Origin of the sequence: Metallococcus carri (genome assembly GCF_011440275.1) — a bacterium.
Classification (GTDB): Bacteria; Actinomycetota; Actinomycetes; order Actinomycetales; family Dermatophilaceae; genus Metallococcus; species Metallococcus carri.
Genome location: NZ_JAAOIV010000004.1, coordinates 196276 through 216036 on the forward strand (window position 1 = coordinate 196276; position 19761 = coordinate 216036).

Below are 19761 nucleotides of genomic sequence, written 5' to 3' on the forward strand. Positions count from 1 at the left end.
ACCGACGAATCATGGAGATCTCATGGAGATCGCGGCAGGCTGAGCACGAACCTCGCGCCCTCACCGGGTCCGTCGCTGGTCGCGGTCAGGCTGCCACCGTGCGCGTGCGCGATCGAGCGGCTGATCGACAGTCCGATGCCGCTGCCGCCGTGCGCCGAGTCCCGGGCGGCGTCGGTGCGATAGAACCGCTCGAAGACATGCGGCAGTTGCTCGGCAGCGATGCCGTCGCCCGTATCGGCGACCGACAGACGCACCTCCCGGTCGTCCCCGTCGACAGTCACGGTGATCGTGTCGCCTGCTCCCGTATGCCGGACCGCGTTGTCCAGCAGGTTGGTCAGCACCTGTTCGATGCGCGCAGGATCGACCCACACCGGCTGGGGTTGCGGTGTGTCGACCACGATCCGCTCGGCGCCTTCGCGGGGTAGCTCACCCACCGATCGAGCCAGCTCAGCTAGGTCGATCTGCTTGCGGCGCAACGGGATTCGCTCGTCTTCCAAGGACACCGTGCGGATGTCCTCGGTCAGCCGGGTGAGCCGGTCGAGTTGGCGCTGCAGCACCGCGAAGGTCTCCGCATCGGCCGGGATGACGCCGTCCTCGAGGCCCTCGAGATGCGCCTGCAGCGTGCTGATCGGCGTGCGCAGTTCGTGCCCGAGGTCGGCGAGCATCCGTCGTCGCGTCTCCTCGGTCGCGGCCAGCTGCCCCGACATCGAGTTGAACGCCGTCGCCATCGCTCGCGCCTCGGCCGGGCCGTGGGTCTCGTCGATCAGCGGCGCCGGCCGGCCGCGTGCGACGACCGTCGCCGCGGTGCCTGCCGCCTCGAGCGACCGAGTCACTCGTCGCGACACCCACCACGACAGCGGCACCGCCACGACCAGTGCGGCGAGGGCGGCCATGCTGAGCGTCACCCAGCCGGTCGAGACGAAGGCTTCTTCGACATGACGCACCGTCGAGGGCTGGGTCTCACCGGCCCGCGCCAGATGCTGATGGAACAGCCGCGGTGCCACGACCAGCGCGACCCCGCCGCCGGCGACGGCCGACACAACCAGCACGCAGCCGATCGCGGTCAGCAGCCAGACGGCCAGCGAGACGGGGGAGCGCCCACCCGCGCCGCCGGCGCCGCGTCGGAGGCCGGCGCCGCGTCGGAGGCCGGCGCCGCGTCGGATACCGCCGCCGCGCCGGCCGCCAGCATTACGCCCCGTCACGGCCGGCCCATCCGATACCCGACGCCACGCACGGTCGCGATCACCTCGCGGCCGAGCTTGGCCCGCAGGTGCGCCACATGGGTGTCGACCAGGTGCTCGTCGCCGCCCCAGCCCGCACCCCACACCGCGTCGATCAGCGCCCGCCGGTCGAACGCCCGCCGGGGCTGCGCCGCCAGGGTGGCCAGCACGTCAAATTCGGTGCGGGTGAGCGGGATCGACCGGCCCTCCAGCAACACCTCGTGCGCCTCGAGGTCGAGGCGCAACCGGCCGACCTGTTGCACGACCGGCTCGGTCGTCGCCGTGCGGGGCCGCCGCAGCAGCACACCGATCCGCGCAACCAGCTCCCGCACGCTGAACGGCTTGGTGACATAGTCGTCCGCGCCCACCGACAGCCCGATCAAGGTGTCCACCTCCTCGGTGCGGGCTGTGAGCATCAACACATACGCGTCGCTGAAGGTGCGCAGCTGACGGCATACCTCGATTCCGTCGAGGCCGGGCAGGCCGAGATCGAGCACGACGACGTCCGGGGTGAAGGCCCGCGCCGCCTCGAGAGCCGCCAGCCCGTCGTGCGCCAACTGCACCGTGTACCCCGCCCGATCGAGGTAGTTGCCGACCATTCCGGCGAGCGCCACCTCGTCGTCCACGACCAGCACACGAGAGGGCGAGATGGGCGTCATACCGCCATTATCTCGGGCCCGGCCACCCCCCTTTGGGGTGCTTGCGATGGAGATTGGATGGAGTTTGCCGAGGTTGCCCGGATCGCTTAGGGTCGCGGCCGCACCTGCGTCAACTACGGTCACAGGGCATTGCCAGCACATACCGTCACGGGGCACAGCCGCGTATGCCGCCCGAGGGGAGCGTTCCGCACCGATGAGGACCAAGGCCTGGGACCGACTGAAGCACTTGCGTCATCGGTCCGACAGTCCGCAGCCGCCTGGGCCGGACGACCCGCAGGTGGAAGCCGACCCGTCGGCCGACACCCGACCGAAGGCGAAGGGGCCGACCTCCACCGTCGGCTCCGGCGTCGCGCGCGCCCGCACCGAGAACCGCGGTCTGGACCGTGCTCAGATCATCAGCCACGGGCTGCGGTGGACCTCGACCTGGTCGCTGCGGTTCATCTTCGTCGCGGTCGCCACCTGGCTGCTGCTCAAGGTGCTGGCCGAGATCTGGCCGGCGCTGCTGCCGATCTTCCTCGCGCTGGTGATTTCGACCGTGCTGTGGCCGCCGGCTCGCTGGCTGCGCAACAAGGGGGTGCCGCCGACGCTGGCCGCGGTGCTCGCGATGCTGCTGGCCTTCGTGGTGATCGGCGGCATCGTCGCCGCGATGGCTCCGACCGTCGGCAACCAGTGGCCGGAGCTGACTCAGAAGTCGGTCGACGGCGTGCAGAAGATCCAGGAATGGCTGGAAGGCCCGCCCTTCCACGTGCGCCCCGACCAGATCGACCACGCGGTCTCCTCGATCACCGCCAAGCTGCAGGCCTCCGGCAACCGGATCGCCGAAGGCGTCTTCTCCGGTGTCACCATCGCCGGCCGGGTGCTGCTCAACACGGTCATCGCGCTGATCCTGACCTTCTTGTTCATCAAGGACGGCCCGCGCTTCCTGCCCTGGCTGCGGATCGTCACCGGCCGCGGCACCGGCGCGCATTTCACCGAGGCGCTGTCGCGGGTCTGGCTGACGCTGTCCGGCTTCATCCGCACGCAGGCGATCGTGAGCGCGGTCGACTCCTTCATGATCGGCCTCGGCCTGGTGATCTTGCGGGTGCCGCTGGCCGCACCGCTGGCGGTGCTGACCTTCTTCGGTGGTTTCATCCCGATCGTCGGTGCCTTCGTCGCGGGCACGCTCGCGGTGCTGGTCGCCCTCGTCACCAAGGGCGTCACCACCGCGCTGATCGTGCTGATCATCATCGTGTTCGTCCAGCAGGTCGAAGGGCACGTGCTGCAGCCGCTGCTGCAGAGCCGCTCGATGTCGCTGCACCCGGCGCTCGTGCTGCTGTCGATCGCCCTCGGTGGCGACCTGTTCGGCATCGTCGGCGCGTTCTTCGCGGTGCCGGTCACGGCGACGGTCGCGGTGGTCTTCCGCTACCTCGGTGAACAGATCGACCTGCGCACCGGCGACGTCAAGGCTGCCGACCTCGAACAGCTCACGCCGGAGGGCAAATACGCCGCCGAGCAGGGCGAGAAGCATGGCCGCGAACTCTCCCAGCGGGCCGAGGACAAGGACCTGGCGGACGCCGACGGGCAAGGCATCGCCGAGGAGAACCTCATCTAGTCCGTATGCCGACGCCCGCTCGCCGCACGCTCCGGCGAGCGGGCGAGCGGGAGTCGGTGAAAACCGGCATACGGCCGGAAACCCGTGGGTAACATCGAACGATCATGGCTACCCCAACGCCCGCCGTTCGCGCCGCTCTGCGCCGCCGCCGCATCGCGGCCGGTGCCGGACTCGGCGCGCTGCTGCTCGCCACGGCGGGCGGCACGACCGCGATGGTCGGCTCGGTGCAGGCCGCACCGACCTGCACCGCACCGCGCAATGTCACCGTCGCGACCACCGACGAGATGTACGACCTCGTCTTCGCCCAGGCCCGCAAGGTGGAGAACCAGCGCACGGTCTGCGTGCACTACGACGTGCGCAATATCCCCTCCTCCACCGTCGACCTGCAGCTGAAAACCGGCGCGCCCGAGGCGCCGGACATCTGGATCCCCGACGCCAGCTTGTGGGTCAACGACGTGAGCTCCAAGCTCGGCGACGGGTGGGTCAACGTCATCGGCACCGTCGCGACCTCGCCGGTCGTCCTCGGGGTGCCGACCGCACTCAAGGGCGACCCGCTCGCCAAGCCGGTCGACACCTGGGCCAACATGCTCGCCCGCGGTGGACTGCTCACCGTGCAGGACCCGGGCTCGACCTCCAGCGCCCTCACCACCATGCAGGCCGCCAACAACACCTCGCTCGACCACGACAAGCGCACCAAGCTGCTGCGTTCGGTGCTGCAACTGTCGCGCGGGACCATGTCGATGACCACCCTTAGCCAGCGGGCGACACAAGGGCCTGGGCTCGCGCGGATCTTCCCGCTCAGCGAGCAGCAGCTCATCGCCTACGACCGGTCGGCCAAGACCCCGCTCGACACACTGGTGCCGGCCCAGGGTGCGACCCAGATGGACTATCCCTATGTCACGACGGTCAAGGCCGATCCGGTGCCGGCCCCGGCGGCCCGGGCGCTGTACTCCGCGCTGACCTCGCCGGACGGCACCCAGGCACTCACCAAGGCCGGCTTCCGCACTCCGGCTCGCGACGGCCGGGCCCCGGCATACCCGAGTGGCTCGCCGCTGGGACGCGACCTGAAGCTTGTCCCGCCGATCTCGGTCAAGCAGACCGTCGCCTCCTACAAGGCCTGGGTCGACCTGGCGCGCGATGCGCGGATGCTCGTGCTGATCGACGTGTCCGGGTCGATGAGCACGCCGGTCAACGCCGGCTCGACCCGGATCGACCTGCTGGTCGGCACCGCGGTCGGAGCGCTCGGCGCACTGCCGCCGACGACCCAGCTCGGCGCGTGGGCGTTCTCCACCAACCTGCAAGGCAAGGGCAAGGACTGGGTGCCGCTGTCCAACGGCATCAACACGATCGGCGGCACCCCGGCCGGCCTCAAATATCGCGACCAGCTGACCGCCACCGCTAAGACGCTGCCGAAATATGTCGCGCGCAATGGCGACACGGCGCTCTACGACACGATCTGGGCGGCCTACCAGTACTCCACCAAGACCTATGACAACAACTACGTCAACTCGGTGGTGGTGCTGACCGACGGCACCAACGACGACCCGGGTGGCGGCCTCGACCTCAAGGGCCTGATCGCCAACCTCAAGAAGCAATACCGCGCCGACCGGCCGGTGAAGATCGTGACGATCGCGATGGGCACCGACACCGACCCCACCGCGCTGAAGCAGATCGCCACCTCCACCGACGGGTTGTCCTACACCACGCGTGATCCGAGCGAAATCACGAGCGTGTTCGTCGATGCCTTCCTGCAGCGCAACTAATCTGGTTCGGTGAGTTCGGATCCGCGCCCCCCGTCGTCCGATCAGCCCCCGCAGGAGGTCACCGACCCGGTGACCGCGGCCGTGCGCGGCTGGCAGTCCGTGCTCCAGGAACGCACCGGCCCCAACACCATGCTCTGGTATGCCGGACGCGGGCGGGCTCTCGATCTGGACCTCGCCCACCCGGCCGGCCTCGCGCGACTGTTCTCCACCGGGCGCGCCCGGTTGTCCGATCTCGCCCGCAACGAGGCGACCTATGGTCCGGCCGCTCAGCGGGCCGCCGACCTGGCCCGGCGAGCGGCGACCGACCGGGAGCGGCTCGGGGTGGACAACCTGTTCCTGGTCTTCGGGACCGCGCGGTGGAACTTCCGGGGCGGGGCCACCCGTGCCGCGGCACCGGTGCTGCTGCGCCGGGCCGCGCTGGTGTCACCGGGCTGGCACTCGGACGATCTTGAGCTGCGGCTCGACCCGCAGGTCTTCCTCAACCCGGTGCTGGTCGCCTCGCTCACCGAAAGTGGTGTCTACCTGCCGGTCGAGGACATCGAGGCGCGTGCCGGGCTGGGCCGCAGCGGTGACGTGCGTGGAGCGCTCGGCCTGGTCGCGCAGGCGTGCGCGGGTGTGCCGGGGTTCGAGCTCGACACCCGGCAGTTCCTCGAGGTGCTCACCCACCACAAGCTCGCCCTGGTCACCGACCTGGCCGCCCAGCCGGCGCTGACCGCGCACCCGGTGCTCGCGGCCTTCGCCGGTGACCCGGCCGCGACCGAGCTCGTGCAGACGCCACCGCCACCCTTCGACGAACCGTCCTTGGACGACGAGGTCGTCGCCCTCGACCTCGACCGCGACCAGCAGCAGGTGGTCGAGGCGGTCCGCGCCGGAGCGCACCTGGTGCTCGACGGGGCGCCGGGCACCGGCAAGACCCAGACCGTGGTCGGGGTGGCCGCGGCCCTCGCCGCCGACGGGCGCCGCACCCTCGTGGTGCCAGGCTCGGCCAGCGCCGCCCGCGAGATCGCGCGCCGGCTGCGGGCCGCCGGGCTGGACGATCTGGCCGTCGACGCGCGGGCCGGGCGGGTCGATCCACGCCGCCTGCTGGCCGATCTCGTCGACGAGGTCGACGCGGCGACCACCGAGGGCGGGGCGGCCGAGGTGACCGCCGCTCCCAACGGGCTGGCGTCGGCTCGCTCCGACCTGGCCGCACACCACGCGTCGTTGCACGCCCCGACCGCCTTCGGGGTGACCCTCGACGAGGCACAAAGCCAGGTCACCCGGCTGGCCTCCCGTCGTCCGGCACCACGGTCGCGGGTGCGGCTGACCGGCGCCGAGCTCGCCGGCATGTCCCCGGCTCGACGCGACCAGCTCATCGACCAGATCGAGCGGGTGGCGCGGGACGGAGCCTGGACCACCGGGGAACGTGCCGACCCCTGGTATGGCGCCGCGGTCGTCGGGGAGCAGCAGCGCACCCGGGTGGCAGATCTGGTGAGTCGCCTCGCGGAGGGAGGGCTCTCGGCATACCGCAGGGAGTCGGCAGCGCTCCTCGACGAGGTCGGGCTGCCGCCCGCGACCAGCCTGCGCGAGGAAGGCGACCGGCTGGAGCTGCTCGAGCGGGTGCGCGCGACCCTGGAGGTCTTCCGGCCCGACGTCTTCGGCACCACCTTGCCCGACATGGTCACCGCGACCGCGGGCCGCAGTGAGCGCAAGGAGCAGCGGCTCGGTGTGTTCGAGCGGCGCCGGCTGGTCGGCGAGGCGCACGCCCTCTTGCGCCCCGGCCCACGCCCGAGTGATGTGCACGGTGTCCTCGTGCGCGCCGCCGCTCAGCGCGAGCAGTGGCGCGAGATCGCCGGCAAGGGAGCGCGGCCGGCCACGGCGGCCGGACTCGGTGCCGCGCGCGAACGGCACGACCGACTGCGCGACGACCTGGACTGGCTGGGCGGCATCCTGCAAGACACCGCCGACGGGGGTGACCTGCTCGACCTCGACTTCGATGACCTGCAAGAGCGACTCGACCAGCTTGCCGCGACCAGCGACCGGCTCGCGGTGCTGCCGCGGGTGGCGAGTGGTCTGGAGCAGGTGCGCGCTGCCGGGCTCGGCCCGCTCGTCGACGACCTCGCGCGCCGCCGGGTGCGGCCCGAAGAGGTGCGCGGAGAAGCCGAATTCGTTTGGTGGACATCGGTTTTGGCCGAAGTCGAGCGCACCGACAAGGGGTATGGCGGCCACGACGGCGCCCAGCTGCGCGACACCGCCGACGCCTACCGCCGCCTCGACGCCGAGCAGATGCGCCGGGGTGCGGCGCGGGTGCGCGAGTCGGTGCGGCGGCACGTCCGGCAGATCGCCGGTGACCTGCCCGACCAGGTGGCGGCGTTGCGCGCCCACGCCACCTCGCCTCGCCCCGACCTGCACGCCGCGATCACCGATGCCCCCGAGCTTGTGCTGGCCCTGCGGCCGATCTGGTTGATGGGTCCGGCCGCGGTGCCGATGCTCATTCCGCCCGGCATGTGGTTCGACCTCACCGTGATCGACGACGCCTCGGTGCAGTCCGCGGCCTTCGCGGTGCCGGCGATCAGCCGAGCCGGGCAGGTGCTCGTCGTCGGCGACCGTCACCAGGTCGCCCCTGCGGGAGGAGCGGCCCGTTCGATCCTCGAGGAGGCCGCGCGCACCTTGCCCCGGCATACCTTGACCACGCACTACCGGTCCTATGACGAGCGGCTGGTCGGCTTCGCGTCGGCCCGGCTGTATGACGGGACGGTGCGTTCCCTGCCGGGCCCGCAGCGTGAGCCGGCGATCCGAGTGGACGTCGTGCCCGGGGCCGAGGTGGCCGAGCGGGTCGCCCGGATGGTGCTCGATGAGGTGGAGCGCGGGTTTGCCCCGGCGGTGATCTGTCTCGAACCGGAATGCTGCGCGCCGGTCGAGGCGGCGCTGCGCGCGCTGGGCCGGCCGTTGCCCAAGGTGGAGGTCCGCGCCGTCGATGACGCCGCCGGGTTGCAGCGCGATGTCGTCATCGTCTGTGCCGGGGCGCCGGATGGCAGCCTCGGCTCGCTGGCTCGGGACGGCGGTGACCGGCGGCTGCACACCGCGACCTCACGGGCCCGGAAGCGCAGCATCGTGGTGTCGCCGTGGAGTGTCGATGACCTCGACCCGACCCGCGCTCGGGCGCGGGGAGCGATCTTCCTGCGCGATTACCTGAGGTATGCCGGTGCCGGCGCCGCTGGTCATGCATCGGCCGGTGGGGTGGATGCCGGCGCGGCAGGCTCTGCTGGAGCACGCGGCCTCGCCGGGACGCAGGGATTTGCTGGGGCACGCGGCCTCGCCGGCGGCGGCTCGGCCGAGGCGAGGAGTTCCGCACCCGGCGGCCCACGGCGCCCGGGCCGGCGGCGGCGCACCGCGTCGACCGGCAGTGTGCTCGACGAGCCGTTGCTGCCGACCACCACCGATGAGCTGCCGGTGCCGCCCTTGGTGGCCGAACTTGCCGAACGGTTGCGCCACGACGGGATCGGCACGCGCACCAATGTCGGGCTCAGCCGCACCCGGATCGACCTGGTGCTGGACGACCCGCACCGTCCGGGCGAGGCGAAGGTCGCGGTGATCACCGACAGCCGACCTCTCAGCGAGGCGACCCGGGACCGCGAACGCCTGACCATCGACCGGCTGGAAGGCATGGGTTGGCAGGTGGAGCGGGTGTGGTCGCGCGATCTGTTCCGCGACCCGGCGCGTGAAGTCGCGCGTTTGCAGCACGCGGCCTATACCAAGGATGTCGATGGCCGAGGCTGAACGCCGACGCAGGCATCGGCGGGTGGTGCGGCCGGCGACCGGCAGCCGCGACGCACCAGCGCCGCGACCGGACGCGCCCGAGTTGGGATCCGACGCATCCGCGTCGAGGCCGGATACACCCGCAGCGCGTGGTCAGGTCGAGGAGCGGGCCGCGTCGACGCGTGGTGTCGCGGCCGGTCGTGGCAACGATGCGGCGTCGCGGGATGAGGAGGACTTCCGCTCGACCTCCGACCGCGGCGACACCTGGTGGCAGGAGCAACGCCCACCGCACTGGGAATGACGCTTCGGCCGTGGCGCACCAAAAGTCTCCACAATGGCGAGGTTGTCAGCGGGATCCGGGAGTTTCGGGCTGCGTGGCGCACCAAAAGTCTCCACAATGGCGAGGTTGTCAGCGGGATCCGGGAGTTTCGGGCTGCAGGCGCACCAAAAGTCTCCACAATGGCGAGGTTGTCAGCGGGATCCGGGAGTTTCGGGCTGCAGGCGCACCAAAAGTCTCCACAATGGCGAGGTTTCGCGGCAGGTCGGCCCGGAGGCAGACCGCGTATGTATGACGAACGGGCCGGACACCCGAAGGTGCCCGGCCCGTCCGGTGGCGGTTCGACGAACCGCGAGGTGAATCAGATCTGCGGGCGACCGCCACGCACGAGGGCGTCGCGGATCTCGGCGAGCAGGTCGAGCTCGGTCGGGGTCTCGCCGTCCTCGGTCTTGGGGCCGAAGCGCTCCTGTGCCTTGGTGTAGGGCACGATGACCGCGAAGTAGACGACGGCGGCCAGGATGATGAAGGCGATCAGCGCGGTGATGAAGGCACCCACGTGGATGCCGCCGGGGGTCCAGCCGGAGAAGTTGGGGGTCCCGCCGGCCTTGCCGACCAGGTCCATGATGAGGGTGACCATGGCTTCGACAACCTTGCCGAACGCACCCGCGATAACAACCGCGACTGCCAACTCGACGAGGTTGCCCTGCATGAGGAACTTCTTGAAGCCCGACACGTACTGCTCCTAATGATGAGGGGGCGTGAGCGGTGCGACCATAGCGAAGTTTCGGGTGAGTAGGAAAACCGAAACGCGCAGTGGCGCTGAAAACGGTGTGCTAACGAGACCCATGTGCGACCACCACCAGCCCCGAACCGAGGGCGCTGGCAGCCGCCACCGCCCGAGCGAAATCGCCGGCTGCACCGCGCGGCAGGGCGGCCACGACGACGGGAGCCTCGGTCCGCGATCGGTCCTGCTGACCCGGCGCTATGCCGGTCACGGTCACCAGCCGCGCACCCTGCAGCACCAGCGTGGCGCCCTGCGCGTCGTAGACATCGACGCGGTCGCCGGCTCGCAGGAGCGCGGCCATGGCGGGATCGGCAAGCGGCACAGTGGCCGCAACCTCTGTCGTGGAAACCGAAGACCAGTTCGATGCACTCGCGGTGCCACCCGTGAGCGGTGCGCCCGCAGGCAGGTCCACGGTCGTGACTTGCCCGAGCACCTGAGCGGTGGTGGCCGCGCTCGTGATGCCCGATGTCGCAGGCCAGGCGACCGTGCGCAGGTCCGCGGCGGTGATCCGGTGTCCTGCTGGCAGCGCTGAGCGGGTGACGGCGACCGGGACGGTCGGTGGAGGCGGCGGCCGGAACTGCTGCCATCCGACGAGTGCGGCCAGTGTGAACAACACCACGCTGACCCGGCGCCGGACCCGCGCCCGCCGCCAGGCGGCCTGCCGCCCAGGACCCCGCAGCTTCGCAGGCAACAGCGCCTGCGGCCGCACGGCGGTGGTCCCCGCAGAGCCGGTCATCGCACCACCCTCCTCAGGAGCGAGCCGAGCTCATGGCAGCGCGAACGGAAGCTGGAGGCCATCGAGCGCTCGGCGGCAACTGCAGTCGGCGGTGGCGTCGTCCTGGGGTGGTGGCATGGCCCCGATGACCTCGCCGAGCCAGGACTTCAGCGCGTCGATGGAGCGGCCGAAGGTGCGCATCACCTCGGCATGGGTGACACCGGCCTCACCCTCGACACCGGCGTCGTGGTCGGTGACCACGCACATCGTGGTGAGGCACATCGCGAGCTCGCGGGCGATCGAGGCCTCCGGCATACCGGTCATGCCGACGACCGCCCAGCCGGCGGCCTGGTGCCATTGCGATTCGGCGCGCGAGGAGAACCGCGGACCGTTGATGACCACCAAGGTGCCCCGGTCGACGACCTGTAGTTGCGGCGACGGTGTGCCGAGGACCGCGGCGCGCCCGCGCGGGCAGTAGGGATCGGCAAAGCCGACATGCACGACCGGCCCAGGCTCGTCATACACGGTGTGCGGGCGACCGGAGGTGCGGTCGACCACCTGGTCGGGCACGACGATGGTGCCGGGTGTCAGTTCCGGGCGCAGCGAGCCCACGGCGCACGGTGCGAGCACCTGGCGGACGCCGACCGAGCGCAACGCCCAGAGGTTGGCGCGGTAGTTGATGCGATGCGGTGGATAGCGGTGCCCCTGGCCGTGCCGGGCCAGGAAGGCGACCTGTCGCCCCGCCACCGTGCCGATCTGCAGGTCGTCGCTCGGCGCGCCGAACGGGGTGTCCACCGAGACCGTGCGCGGGTCATCGAGGAAGGAGTAGAAGCCCGAGCCGCCGATGACGCCGAGATCCGCGAGATCGTCCATGGACGCGAGACTAACCAGGCCGTATGTCGGCCCGCGAGCCCGCGTTCACCGCACTGTGGACAACAGGTGCTAGGCCTTGCGCCGGGCTGGGGAAAACCTCAGGAGGCGGAGGGTTCGGCCTTCTTGGGGGTGGTCGAGGCCTTGCTGTCGGAGGATTTCGTCTCGGCGGGTTTCGCGTCGGATGAGGTCTTCTCCGAGGGCTTCTTCGCACTGTCGGTGGACGCCGAGGAGCCCGAGGAGCTCCGGCTGTCGGTGCGGTAGAAGCCGGAGCCCTTGAACACCACGCCGACCGAATTGAAGACCTTGCGCAGGTGGCCGCCGCATTCGGGGCACTGGGTCAGGGCGTTGTCGGAGAAGGACTGGACGATCTCGAAGGAGTGTCCGCAGTCCTTGCAGGCGTAGGCATAGGTGGGCACGGAGAAGGATTCTACGTATGCCGTGGAGGTGGGGCGATCGACCGGTCGATGCGGGTGCCGTGGCGGCGCCAGCCGGCCATCCGGCCTTCGTCACTCACCGCCCGGATGCGCCGTATGACGTCGGCTCGGTGGGTTTCGGTGGTCACGATGAGGAACCGGTCGCCGCGGTGCAGCACGGTCCGGCGGGTCGGCACCATGGTGTGGCCTTCGCGCACCACGAGGGTGACGTCGGCGTCGCGGGGCAGCCGCAGCTCTTGCACCTCGACGCCGTGCAACTGGCTCGAGGTGCCGACGCGCACCAACAGCACCTCGGCGCGCAATTCCTCCAGGGGCGTGGATTCGAGTTCGACGTCGAGGGTGTGCGATTCGTCGACCACGCCGAGCCGGCGGGCGACCCAGGGCAGCGTCGGCGCCTGCACCAGCGTGAAGACCACGACGAGCACGAACACCAGGTCGAAGATCCATTCGGTGTTGCGGGTGCCGAGGGTGAGCGGCACGGTCGCCAGCACGACGGGCACGGCGCCGCGCAGGCCGGCCCAGGACAAGAAGATGCGCTCGCGCCAGCGGATGCCGAACCACGGCACCGACACCAGCACCGACAGCGGCCGGGCGAGCAGCAACAGCACCGTGCCGATCACCAGGGCCGGCACGATCTGGTGCACCAGCCGGGTCGGTGAGGCGAGCAGGCCGAGCAGCACGAAGAGCCCGATCTGGGCCAGCCACCCGAGGGCCTGGGCGAAGCCGCGCACCGCCTGCCGGTGCGGCAGGTGCAAATTGCCGAGGACCAGCGCGGATAGGTAGGTCGCGATGAACCCGCTGGTGTGCGCGAGGTCGGCGACGGCATACGCCAGGACCGGTATGGCGAGCACGCCGATCGAGAACAGACCGGAGGAGCCGGAGGCGACCCGCTTGATGACCCGCCCCACGGCATACCCGAGGACCAGGCCGATGGCGGCGCCCCCGGCGAGTTCGAGGACGGCGAAGGCGGCCACCTGCCACCAGGGGTGTGGCGCGCCATCGGGGGCGGCCTGTTCGGCGAGGGCGAGCACGAGCAGCACGACCGGTGCGTCGTTGAACCCGGACTCGGCCTCGAGCAGGCCGGTGATCCGCGACGGCAACGGCACCCGGCGCAGCACCGAGAAGACCGCGGCGGCGTCGGTGGAGGAAGTGATCGCACCGAGCAGCAGCGCGACGGTCCACGACAGGCCGAGCAGGTAGTGCGCGGCCACGCCGACGACGGCGACCGACACGAGCACACCGACCGTGGACAACACGATGGCCGGCGCGACCGAGCGGCGGATCGCCGACCACTGGGTGGTGAGACCGCCTTCGGCGAGGATCAGCACCAGCGCGGTGTACCCGAGCACCTGGGTGAGCACCGCGTCGGAGAACCTCAGCCCGAAGCCGGACTCGCCCACCACCAACCCCAGGCCGAGGTAGATCAGCAGCGTCGGCAGCCCGGACCGGTTGGCCAGGCGGACCGCGGCGACGGCGATGAGCAGCACGATGCTGCCGATGAGCAGCGAGGTGGTGAGGTCCTCGGGGGTGAATCCCGAGACCGACGCGAGGGCGGGAGGGGTCATGCCGTTCCTCTCGCCGCAGGGTTGGGTGCGGCTTAGTCTCCCAATCCGCGCAAGGGCAGCGCGCGCACACCCGCCGACGGGGTCAGCACCGCACCCACCGGCCGGTCGTGCGGCTCGTGCGGCACCGCGTCCAGCACCTCGTCGTCGAAGACCAGCGCGATCACGTCGGCGCCCTCGGTGCTGCGGCGAAGCGCCCGGTCGTAGCAGCCGCCGCCCTTGCCGATCCGGTGCCCGTCGCGGTCCACGGCCATCGCCGGGGTGAGGATCAGCCGGGCGCGCGCGATCGCGTCCAGCCCGAGGTCGGTGTCCGGGTCGTCCACCGAATGCCACGACAGGTCCAGGTCGTCCAGGGTCGTCGGGTGCAGCACCGTCCAGCCGCGCTCGCGCAGCAGTTGGGTGGCGCGCTCGACCGGGGGTTCGCTCGGCAAGGGGTCATAGGTCGCCGCCACGCCGGGGGGCGTATGCCGGGCGTCCAGGTGGGCCGCCAGCGCGGTCGCGATCGCCTCGGCCGCCTGCTCGCGCTGCTGGCGGGTCCAGGCGTCGCGGCGGGCCCGCCGGCCGGCGCGCAACCGGGCGCGCAGCTCGTCCTTGTCGTTGGTCACACGGCACAGTGTGCTCTGGCGCACGAGGCTATGGCGCCGCGCGGTCAGACCGACCCATTAGCCTTCGGTCCATGACGAGCCCTCGCCACGACCGAGTCACCAAGGCCGTGATTCCCGCTGCCGGCCTCGGCACCCGCTTCCTCCCCGCGTCGAAGGCGATCCCCAAGGAGATGCTGCCGGTCGTCGACAAGCCGGCGATCCAATATGTTGTCGAGGAGGCCAGCCGGGCCGGGATCGACGACGTGCTGATGATCACCGGGCGCAACAAGGCCGCCCTGGAGGACCATTTCGACCGGCACTGGGAGCTCGAGGCGGCCCTGGAGCGCAAGGGCGACGAACACAAGCTGCACCGGGTCCGCAAGTCCGCCGACCTCGGCAATGTCCACTTCGTGCGCCAGGGCGAGCCGCTCGGCCTCGGTCACGCGGTGCTGATGGCCCGGGCGCACGTCGGCGACGCGCCCTTCGCGGTGCTGCTCGGCGACGACCTGATCGATGAGCGTGACCACCTGCTGGAGCGGATGATCCAGGCCCGCGAGCAGCACGGCGGATCGGTCGTCGCCCTGCTGGAGGTGCCGGCCGACCAGATCCACCTCTACGGCTGCGCGGCGGTGGAGCCGATCGAGGGCGAGACCGATGTGGTGCGGGTGACCTCGATGGTCGAAAAGCCCGACGCCGCCGACGCGCCCAGCAATCTGGCGGTGATCGGCCGCTATGTGCTGGACCCGTCGATCTTCGACGTGCTGGCCGAGACCAAGCCGGGGCGCGGCGGTGAAATCCAGCTGACCGACGCCTTGCTGGAGCGCGCTGCGTCGACCGAGCCCGGTGGTGGCGTGGTCGGTGTGAAGTTCACCGGCAAGCGTTATGACACCGGTGACCGGCTTGACTATCTCAAGGCGGTCGTCCGCCTCGGCGTGCGCCATCGCGATATCGGCGACGACTTCCGCTCCTGGCTGATCGAGTGGGCCGAGTCCGAAGAAGGCCGCGGTGAAGACGGCGAGCAACGGCATCTGCGGCACTGACCTGCTCACGCCGGCGGACTACACGGCGCGGTTGCTCGCTGCGGTCGAACCCCTGGCGCCGGTGCGCGTGCCGGTCGGCCAGGTCGCGGACTGGCTCGGTCGCGTGCTCGCCGAGGACGTGCGCGCCGAAGTGGCGGTGCCGGCCTTCGATAATTCCGCGATGGATGGGTATGCCGTCCGCGCGGACGACCTGACGAATCCGCCGGCCACGCTGCCCGTCGTGGGTGACATCCCGGCGGGCGACACCCGGGCACACCGGCTGGGCGTCGGTGAGGCCCTGCGGATCATGACCGGGGCGGCGCTGCCGGCGGGTGCGGACGCGGTTGTGCAGGTCGAGTTCACCGACGGTGGCGCCCAGCAGGTGCGCATCGACCGGGCGGTCGGCGCCGGCACGGCGGTGCGCCGGGCGGGCAGCGACCTGCGGCCGGGTGACCCGGTCGTGCCCGCGGGAGTGCGCGCGGACGCCCGGCATACGGCCGCGATCGTCTCCTGCGGGGTGCGGGAGGTGACGGTGCATCCGGTCCCGCGGGTGGCGGTGATCAGCACCGGTGACGAGCTGCGCGCGCCCGGTGAGGTGTTGGAGCCCGGGCAGATCGTCGACTCCAACGGCCCCATGCTGGCTGCGCTGGTGCGCCAAGCCGGTTTCGAGGTGGCGCGGGTGCAGCGGATCGGCGACACCGCGCAGGATGTGCGCGCGGCGCTCGCGGATCTAGCCGGAGTGGACGCGATCATCACCAGCGGCGGGGTGAGCGCTGGCGCGTTCGAGCCGCTGAAGGCGGCCTTCGGAGCCGGGTCGGAGGTGACCTTCAGCTCGGTGGCGATGCAACCGGGCAAGCCGCAGGGTTTCGGGGTCGTCGACGGTCGGCCGCTGTTTGCGCTGCCGGGCAATCCGGCGAGTTCGTTCGTGTCCTTCGTGCTCTTCGCGGCGCCGGTGCTGCGGCGAATGGCGGGGCGGGACAGCGCGATTCGCACCACGATGGCGCGCGCGGCCGAGACCTGGCGGACCTCGCCGGGGCGGATGCAGGTGGCTCGGGTGACCGTCGACCGGCGCCACCCTGGCGACCTTGAGGTGCGGCCGGCCGGTGGTGCGAGCTCGCACCTGACCGGTGGACTCGCTGGCGCCGACGCGCTGGCATTGGTGCCTGCGGAGACCGACCAGGTCGCGGTGGGGGACCGGCTCGGCATCATCGACTTGGAGGGGGAATTCTGTTGAATGACAAGGGTTTGACGCACGTCCGCGCAGATGGCACAGCTCACATGGTCGACGTCTCGGCCAAGCCGGTGACCGCGCGCAGCGCGTCCGCGCGGGGCAGCGTGCTGGTGTCTCCGGCCGTGATCGAGGCGCTCGGCGCCGGCTCCGTGCCCAAGGGCGACGCGCTCGCGGTGGCGCGGGTGGCCGGCATACAGGCGGCGAAACGCACGCCTGAGCTGGTGCCGCTGGCGCATCCCGTCGCGGTGCACGCAGTGGAGGTCGACCTCGTCGTGCAGGCGAACCGGGTCGACATCAGTGCCACCGTGCGCACCGCCGATCGCACCGGCATCGAGATGGAGGCGCTCACCTGCGTGACCGTCGCCGCGCTGACGCTGGTCGACATGGTCAAGGCGATCGACAAGCACACCCGCATCACCGACATCCGGGTCAGCGCCAAATCCGGAGGCCGGTCGGGGGACTGGACCGAAGATGCCTAGCGCAGTCGTCATCACCTGCTCGACCCGCGCGGCTGCCGGGACGTATGCCGACCGCTCCGGTCCGGTGGCCGTGGAAGCGTTGCGGCACATGGGAGTCGAGGTCGGCGAACCGGTCGTGGTGCCGGACGGACCGGAGGTCGAGCAGGCGCTGCGCGCGGCGCTCGCGACCGGCCCCGACCTCATCGTCACCTCGGGGGGCACCGGTCTGGCACCGACCGACGCGACGCCGGAAGCCACCCGAGCGGTCCTCGACCGCGAGGCCCCGGGCATCGCCGAGGCGATTCGAGCGCGAGGTATGGCGGCCGGCATACCGACCGCGGCGCTTTCGCGGGGATTGGCCGGGACCGCTGGGCGGACGCTGATCGTCAACCTGCCCGGCTCGACCGGCGGAGTGCGCGACGGCATGGCGGTGCTGGGCGAGATCCTGTCGCACGCGCTCGACCAACTGGCCGGGGGAGACCACGTCGCTGGGGAGCCCGGCGGGTGATCGACCGGCCCTGGCCGGTGGCGCTCGCGGGGGAGTGGCGTGGTCGGCGAATTGTGTTGCGGCCGTTGCGAGTTCACGCCGACCGACGAGAGTTCCTGTTGTTGCGGCAGGACAACGCGGCCTGGAACGGCCCGTGGGACTCCAGCACGCCCAACCGGGCGGCCAAGAGCATGTCGTTCGCGCAGTTGGTGCGGCGGCAGGACGAGGAGGCCAAGGCCGGGCGGCTGCTGCCCTTCGCCCTGGAGGTCGACGGCGCGCTGGCCGGGCAGGTGCACCTGTCCGGGATCTCTCGGGGTGCGCTGCTGTCCGGTGCGCTCGGCTATTGGATCGCCGAATCCCTTGCGGGACAAGGGATCACGCCGTATGCCGTGGCGCTCGTCAACGACCATGCCTTCGGGCCGCTGGGGCTGCACCGGGTCGAGGTCAACGTGCGCCCGGACAACACGGCCAGCCTGCGGGTGGTGGCCAAGTTGCGGATGCGCGACGAGGGGGTGCGGCGCGCCTATCTGCACGTCGACGGGCGCTGGCACGACCACCGCAGCTTCGCGCTGACGGTCGAGGATCTGGCGGGTCGGACTGCGGTGGAACGGCTTTCACGCTTCGTCTGAACGACACCCCGGCGGCGACGAGGATCTCGCAGTGGGGTGGTTATCGTGCTCCCTTTGAACGACACGTCGACCAGGTCGAGGACTTGCCGGAGCCGCTGCGGTGGAACGGCTTTCACGCTCCGTTTGAACGACACACCGGCAACGTCCGCCGGGGCTGTGCTACGCGCACGTACGGTCGTCTCGTGCCGACCACCTTGCTGTTCCTGCTCATCGTGGCGATCTGGGCTGCCTACTTGGTCCAGCACTGGATCCGCCGACGTGACGCGCTCGCGACCGCCCGGTCAGTCGACCGGTTCTCGGAGTCGATGCGCGTGCTGTCCCGGCGTGACCCGCTGCCTCAGGGCGTGGCGCCGATGGCGTCGACGGGTCCCGCCCGGCCGGGTGCGCCGCAGGTGTCGGTCAAGGCCCAGCGCACCTCGCTGCGAGCCGGTCAACCAGTGGTGGGAGAGCCCATGTCCAACGAGACCGAACCGGTGAAGACCTCCTCGGGGTTCAAACTGGCCGCCAAGCTCGTCGGCGGCCCGAAGGCCGGTCCGGCGTCTTCGCGTGGCTCGTCAGGCGGCTCAAAGCCTGGCGCGAAGGTCGGCTCAACGGGCGGCTCAAAGCCTGGCGCGAAGGTCGCCTCCGCGGGCGGCTCGAAGCTTGGCGCGAAGGTCGGCTCGGCGGGCGGCTCGTCGGCTGCGGCGGCGCGGGCCCGCAGCGCAGCCTCGTCGTCGGCTGCCGCCACCCGCGGCATCGCCTCGACCGTGGGGTCCGTCGCTCGCACGGCCGGCCACCGCTTCGCCCAACTGAGCGACCGCCAGGTGCGGGGTCTCAGCCTGCTGGTGTCGCTGGCCTTCCTGCTGGTGTCGCTGGTGTTCGTCGCGGTCGGTGGGCCGTGGTGGCTGCTGGTCGCGGCCGTGCTCGAAGTGGCCGGTGTGGTCGCCTGGTTGCGCCGTTCCGCCCTCGCCGAAGCGTCAGTAAATCCTCGCGAAACGTCAGTAAATCCTCGCGAAACGTCACGAAAGTCTCGCGAAGCGTCAGTTGTTCGTCGCGAGACGTCAGCAAATCCTCGCGAAACGTCAGTTGTTCGTCGCGAGACGTCACTCGCGACCGCCGAGCAGGCTCAGCGACCGCGGGCTGAGCGGCCGCGGGCTGAGCGCGCCGAGCGACCGCGCGAGCGGGCCACAGTCCACGCCGAGCCGCGCCGTGTCGTGCGCACCGAGCAGGTCGCTGCCGCGCCGAGTGACGTGGTGTTCGACAACCAGCCCGCACCGGTTCAGCCGGTGGCTGCCGAGGTGCAGCAGGTCGAGGAGGCGCCGCCCAGCGCATCCGCGTCGGTCGATGGTTGGCAGCCCGTCGCGGTGCCGCCGCCCACCTACACGCTTAAGGCCAAGGCGCCGGACCGCGAGTTCGAGCCGGCAGCGGTGACTCCGGCATACGCCGACACGCCGGTCGAGGACCTCCCGTTCGACGGCCTGGCGCTCGATGAGGAACTCGAGGAGTTGCCGTCGGTCTACCGGGCCGGCTGAGCCAGCGGAGCACCGCGAAGGGCGCCCCTCCCGGGCGCCCTTCGCGCTGTCCGGCGGCCGATTCGAAACGGTGGCCGGAGGGGTGTTAGTCTCTACCTCGCTCTAGGGGCTGTGGCGCAGTTGGTAGCGCGTCTCGTTCGCAATGAGAAGGTCAGGGGTTCGAATCCCCTCAGCTCCACCCAACCCGAAGTCCCGCAACGCCATCCGGCGCGGCGGGACTTTTGTC

Annotated in this window: 18 protein-coding genes and 1 tRNA gene; 11 read left to right on the forward strand and 8 right to left on the reverse strand. The window is 71.0% G+C overall.

What is annotated here, in order from left to right; genetic code table 11:
• Positions 1 to 20 precede the first annotated feature (20 nt).
• Together G9U51_RS07535 and G9U51_RS07540 are read right to left on the reverse strand one after the other, a co-directional pair.
• The gene (locus G9U51_RS07535; protein ID WP_166195501.1) at positions 21 to 1049 is read right to left on the reverse strand and encodes a sensor histidine kinase; all 1029 of its coding nucleotides are present in this window, start codon (positions 1047 to 1049) and stop codon (positions 21 to 23) included.
• Positions 1050 to 1198: 149 nt separating this feature from the next.
• Positions 1199 to 1879, reverse strand: coding sequence for a response regulator transcription factor (locus tag G9U51_RS07540; protein ID WP_166195504.1), 681 nt, complete (start codon positions 1877 to 1879; stop codon positions 1199 to 1201).
• Between the two features lie 193 nt (positions 1880 to 2072).
• Between G9U51_RS07540 and G9U51_RS07545 the strand changes: the two genes are divergently transcribed.
• From G9U51_RS07545 to G9U51_RS07560, 4 genes are all read left to right on the forward strand, one after another.
• Complete coding sequence (locus G9U51_RS07545; RefSeq protein ID WP_166195507.1) at positions 2073 to 3470, forward strand: AI-2E family transporter; 1398 nt, start codon at positions 2073 to 2075, stop codon at positions 3468 to 3470.
• A gap of 104 nt (positions 3471 to 3574) precedes the next feature.
• Positions 3575 to 5233 (forward strand): substrate-binding and VWA domain-containing protein, encoded by a 1659-nt coding sequence (locus G9U51_RS07550; protein WP_166195510.1) that lies wholly within the window; start codon positions 3575 to 3577, stop codon positions 5231 to 5233.
• A gap of 9 nt (positions 5234 to 5242) precedes the next feature.
• Complete coding sequence (locus G9U51_RS07555; protein ID WP_166195513.1) at positions 5243 to 8992, forward strand: AAA family ATPase; 3750 nt, start codon at positions 5243 to 5245, stop codon at positions 8990 to 8992.
• Positions 8979 to 9272, forward strand: coding sequence for a hypothetical protein (locus G9U51_RS07560; protein ID WP_166195516.1), 294 nt, complete (start codon positions 8979 to 8981; stop codon positions 9270 to 9272). Before G9U51_RS07555 ends, G9U51_RS07560 begins: the two co-directional genes overlap by 14 nt.
• Before the next feature lie 337 nt (positions 9273 to 9609).
• Here the strand turns inward: G9U51_RS07560 and G9U51_RS07565 are convergent, their stop codons facing one another.
• From G9U51_RS07565 to G9U51_RS07590, 6 genes are all read right to left on the reverse strand, one after another.
• Positions 9610 to 9981 carry an MscL family protein gene (locus G9U51_RS07565; RefSeq protein ID WP_166195519.1) on the reverse strand — a complete coding sequence of 124 codons (372 nt, stop codon included), beginning with the start codon at positions 9979 to 9981 and terminating at the stop codon, positions 9610 to 9612.
• A gap of 100 nt (positions 9982 to 10081) precedes the next feature.
• A complete protein-coding gene (locus G9U51_RS07570) occupies positions 10082 to 10768 on the reverse strand; it encodes an SAF domain-containing protein (RefSeq protein ID WP_166195522.1) in 687 nt (228 codons plus the stop codon).
• A gap of 30 nt (positions 10769 to 10798) precedes the next feature.
• Positions 10799 to 11620 (reverse strand): S-methyl-5'-thioadenosine phosphorylase, encoded by an 822-nt coding sequence (locus G9U51_RS07575; protein WP_166195525.1) that lies wholly within the window; start codon positions 11618 to 11620, stop codon positions 10799 to 10801.
• 98 nt (positions 11621 to 11718) lie between these two features.
• Complete coding sequence (locus G9U51_RS07580) at positions 11719 to 12036, reverse strand: FmdB family zinc ribbon protein (RefSeq protein ID WP_166195528.1); 318 nt, start codon at positions 12034 to 12036, stop codon at positions 11719 to 11721.
• Between the two features lie 11 nt (positions 12037 to 12047).
• Positions 12048 to 13619, reverse strand: a complete 1572-nt coding sequence (locus G9U51_RS07585; RefSeq protein ID WP_166195531.1) for a potassium/proton antiporter — start codon at positions 13617 to 13619, stop codon at positions 12048 to 12050.
• A 32-nt stretch (positions 13620 to 13651) separates the two neighbouring features.
• On the reverse strand, positions 13652 to 14221 hold the full coding sequence (locus tag G9U51_RS07590) for a 5-formyltetrahydrofolate cyclo-ligase (protein ID WP_166195534.1): 570 nt from the start codon (positions 14219 to 14221) through the stop codon (positions 13652 to 13654).
• A gap of 71 nt (positions 14222 to 14292) precedes the next feature.
• Between G9U51_RS07590 and galU the strand changes: the two genes are divergently transcribed.
• The 7 genes from galU (at position 14293) to G9U51_RS07625 (ending at position 19713) form a co-directional block, all read left to right on the forward strand.
• The gene (gene galU / locus G9U51_RS07595) at positions 14293 to 15240 is read left to right on the forward strand and encodes a UTP--glucose-1-phosphate uridylyltransferase GalU (RefSeq protein WP_166195537.1); all 948 of its coding nucleotides are present in this window, start codon (positions 14293 to 14295) and stop codon (positions 15238 to 15240) included.
• Positions 15206 to 16453: a molybdopterin molybdotransferase MoeA gene (locus tag G9U51_RS07600; RefSeq protein WP_328823368.1), complete on the forward strand. Its 1248-nt coding sequence runs from the start codon at positions 15206 to 15208 to the stop codon at positions 16451 to 16453. The genes galU and G9U51_RS07600 overlap by 35 nt, the downstream gene beginning before the upstream one ends.
• Before the next feature lie 44 nt (positions 16454 to 16497).
• Entirely contained in the window at positions 16498 to 16929 is a 432-nt protein-coding gene (gene moaC / locus G9U51_RS07605; RefSeq protein ID WP_235945673.1) for a cyclic pyranopterin monophosphate synthase MoaC, read from the forward strand.
• Entirely contained in the window at positions 16922 to 17416 is a 495-nt protein-coding gene (locus G9U51_RS07610) for a MogA/MoaB family molybdenum cofactor biosynthesis protein (RefSeq protein ID WP_166195544.1), read from the forward strand. Before moaC ends, G9U51_RS07610 begins: the two co-directional genes overlap by 8 nt.
• The gene (locus G9U51_RS07615) at positions 17413 to 18024 is read left to right on the forward strand and encodes a GNAT family N-acetyltransferase (protein ID WP_166195547.1); all 612 of its coding nucleotides are present in this window, start codon (positions 17413 to 17415) and stop codon (positions 18022 to 18024) included. The genes G9U51_RS07610 and G9U51_RS07615 overlap by 4 nt, the downstream gene beginning before the upstream one ends.
• Positions 18025 to 18206: 182 nt before the next feature.
• Positions 18207 to 19535 (forward strand): hypothetical protein, encoded by a 1329-nt coding sequence (locus G9U51_RS07620; RefSeq protein WP_166195551.1) that lies wholly within the window; start codon positions 18207 to 18209, stop codon positions 19533 to 19535.
• A gap of 105 nt (positions 19536 to 19640) precedes the next feature.
• Positions 19641 to 19713 (forward strand) — tRNA-Ala (locus tag G9U51_RS07625).
• Positions 19714 to 19761: the final 48 nt, after the last annotated feature.